The 2,930-nt window shown below is 68.4% G+C and carries 2 protein-coding genes and 1 pseudogene; 1 reads left to right on the top strand and 2 read right to left on the bottom strand.

Annotation, left to right across the window (positions count from 1 at the left end; all coding sequences use genetic code 11):
* Nucleotides 1–193: pseudogene (locus tag AC5RUJ_RS13780) on the top strand (SAM-dependent methyltransferase); the annotation flags it as partial.
* Between the two features lie 6 nt (nucleotides 194–199).
* On the opposite strand, the gene AC5RUJ_RS13775 reads toward AC5RUJ_RS13780, so the two are convergent.
* Together AC5RUJ_RS13775 and AC5RUJ_RS13770 are read right to left on the bottom strand one after the other, a co-directional pair.
* Nucleotides 200–1,537: a DUF4032 domain-containing protein gene (locus AC5RUJ_RS13775; protein ID WP_494128665.1), complete on the bottom strand. Its 1,338-nt coding sequence runs from the start codon at nucleotides 1,535–1,537 to the stop codon at nucleotides 200–202.
* A gap of 25 nt (nucleotides 1,538–1,562) precedes the next feature.
* Entirely contained in the window at nucleotides 1,563–2,717 is a 1,155-nt protein-coding gene (locus AC5RUJ_RS13770) for an ABC transporter ATP-binding protein (RefSeq protein WP_493979431.1), read from the bottom strand.
* Nucleotides 2,718–2,930: the final 213 nt, after the last annotated feature.

Below are 2,930 nucleotides of genomic sequence, written 5' to 3'. Positions count from 1 at the left end.
GGCTCCCGCCGGCCGGCTCGTGACCGGGTTCGGCGCCGGCCGCGGCTACGACTTCGACGAGTTCTTCTCCGACGCCGCAGCGGCGGGCCTGACCCCCGACCTGCGGTTGGCCACCTGGGACCTGCGCCCGTTCACCCCGTCGTCGGACTTCCTCGTGGCGATCTTCAGCAAGAGCGGAGGGCAGCCTGCCTGAGCGCTGTCAGCCTTCGTCCGTCGCGGCCGCGTCCAGGGCGGCGGCGGTCCGCGCATCCGGATCGAGCATGATGGCGGCCTCGTCGCGGCGGTGCCGCAGCACGGTGTCGACGTAGGACTGCACGGCCTCCGCCAGCGGCACGTTGCGGTCCTGCGCTTCGGAGATATACCAGCGGTGCTCGAGCACTTGGTGGACCACTTCGGCCGGTTCCAGCTTGCCCGCCAGTTCGCGCGGTATGGCCCGGACAATCGGTTCGAAGACATGACGGACCCAGCTGTGGGCGCTGATCTCCTCGCTCTGCTCCGGCTGGTTGTCCGCCCGGTAGGCATCCAGGTCATTGAGCAGCCGGCGTGCCTGGTTCGCCTGCACGTCGAGGCCCGTGAGCCGCAGCAGCCGGCGCTGGTGGTGCCCGGCGTCCACCACCTTGGGTTGGAGCTGGATGGTGGCCCCGTCTGCGGTGGTCTTGATGGAGAATTCCTCCACGTCGAACCCCAAATCGTTGAGCCGGCGGATGCGGGCGTTGACCCGCCACCGCTCGCCCAGGTCGAATGATTCCTCCGCCGTCAATTCCACCCACAGCTTGCGGTAGCTGTCCATGATCCGCTCGCTGGTGGCCACCGGATCCACTCTTTCCTCGAGCAGGCCGCCCTCGACGAGGTCCATCATCTCGCCGGCGATATTCACCCGCGCGATCTCGAGGTCGTGCTCGCGCTGGCCGTCGGAGAGCCGCTGGTGCAGCTCACCGGTTTCGGCGTCCACCAGGTAGGCCGCGAACGCTCCGGCGTCCCGGCGGAAGAGCGTGTTGGAGAGCGAGACATCGCCCCAGAAAAACCCCACCAGGTGCAGGCGCACTAGGAGCAGTGCCTGCGCGTCGATCAGGCGGGTCAGCGTCTCCCGCCGCAGCGTCTGGGAAAACAGGGCGCGGTACGGCAGCGAGAAACGAAGATGCCGGGTGACCAGCACCGGTTGCAGGGGAGTGCCGTCGGTGCGCAGCCGCCCGGTCATCACGGCCACCGGTTCCACGCAGGGGATGGCCAGCCGCTGCAGCTTGCGCAGCATCTGGTATTCGTGCCGGGCAGCTTCTTCGGCGGTCTCCTTGATCGCCACCACGCCCGCGCCCAGCGGGGCGAACCGCACCACGTGCCGGGACAGCCCGCGGGGCAGCGCGGCCAGGTTTTCCGGCGGCCAGTCTTCCAGCGCAAGATGCCAGGGCAGGTCCAGCAGCCGTTCGTCGGTGGTGGCCGCGGTGATGTTCAGCGACGCTATCGAGGCGGCCCCGCCGGACAGGGCCGCGTCGGCGGTCCCCTGGACGGGACCGCCGGTGCCGGGATGTTGGTCAGCCATGATGACTACATCCTAGGCGCGGGGCCTAGTCGGCTGTCTTGCCGGCTTCGATCGGAGTATTGAGGTCCTCCACCGAGGCGGGCGGCGTGCCGGGGGCATGCTCGCCCAGCCGCAGACCGTTCTCGGTGTCGAACAGGTGCACGTGGCCCTCCTTGGGCCGCACGTAGGTGGTGCTGCCGGCCGGAGGCGGGGTGCGTCCGTCGACGCGGCCGGTGATGTCGTAGCGTTTGCCGTCCAACTCGGTGTGCCCGTAGACGTACGCGTCGGCGCCAAGTTCCTCGACGACGTCCACGAACACCGCGAGCCCCTGTCCGTCCTCTGCGCGCTCCAGGTCCTCCGGCCGGACCCCCAGCGTGACGGTGTTTCCGTGCGCGGCGTCCAACAGGTTGCGCGGCACCGGGTATGTCAGGCCGCCGAACTGGACACCGCCGTCGGTCACCGGCAGTTCCAGCAGGTTCATGGCCGGCGAGCCAATGAAACCGGCCACGAAGACGTTGGCCGGCCGGTCGTAGAGGGCGCGCGGGGTGTCCACCTGCTGCAGGATGCCGTCCTTGAGCACCGCCACGCGGTCGCCCATGGTCATGGCTTCCACCTGGTCGTGGGTGACGTAAACGGTGGTGACGCCCAGCCGGCGGGTCAGGGAGGCGATCTGCGTGCGGGTCTGCACGCGAAGCTTGGCGTCCAGGTTGGACAGCGGTTCATCCATCAGGAAAACCTGCGGATTCCGCACGATCGCCCGGCCCATCGCCACGCGCTGGCGCTGGCCTCCGGAGAGCGCCTTGGGCTTGCGGTCCAGGTACTCCTCCAAATCCAGCAGCTTGGCCGCCTCGCGGACCCGCTCGACGCGTTCTTCCTTGGACACGCCGGCGATCTTCAGGGCGAAACCCATGTTGTCGGCAACGGACATGTGCGGGTACAGCGCGTAGTTCTGGAACACCATGGCGATGTCACGGTCTTTCGGCGGTATGTCGGTGACGTCGCGGTCGCCGATCAGGATCCGTCCCGAGTTCACGTCTTCCAGGCCGGCCAGCATCCGCAGCGAGGTGGACTTGCCGCAGCCCGAGGGGCCGACGAGGACCAGGAACTCGCCGTCGGCGATCTCCAGCTTGAGGCTGTCCACCGCGGGCTTTTCGGTGCCTGGATATAAGCGCGTGGCATTGTCGAACGTTACCGTTGCCATGGTTGTTTTCCCTTCACGGGCAGGTACGTGCCCGACGATCCGTAGTGATGGGTGCGTGTTCAGTTTTCGAGCGGCCGCACGGCGGTGTGAGGCGGCTCACGCCCTCAGTATGCCACGGCTGTCAACGAGCCCCTGGGGTGCGGCGACCGGGGACACGCGCTCCAGGAAAGCTGCCCGGCAGCCGGCAGCCGGTCGCCGCCCTGCCGCGCTAGG

The organism is Arthrobacter sp. Y3223164, from assembly GCF_059091005.1.
This window is presented reverse-complemented; position numbering and strand designations above follow the sequence as displayed.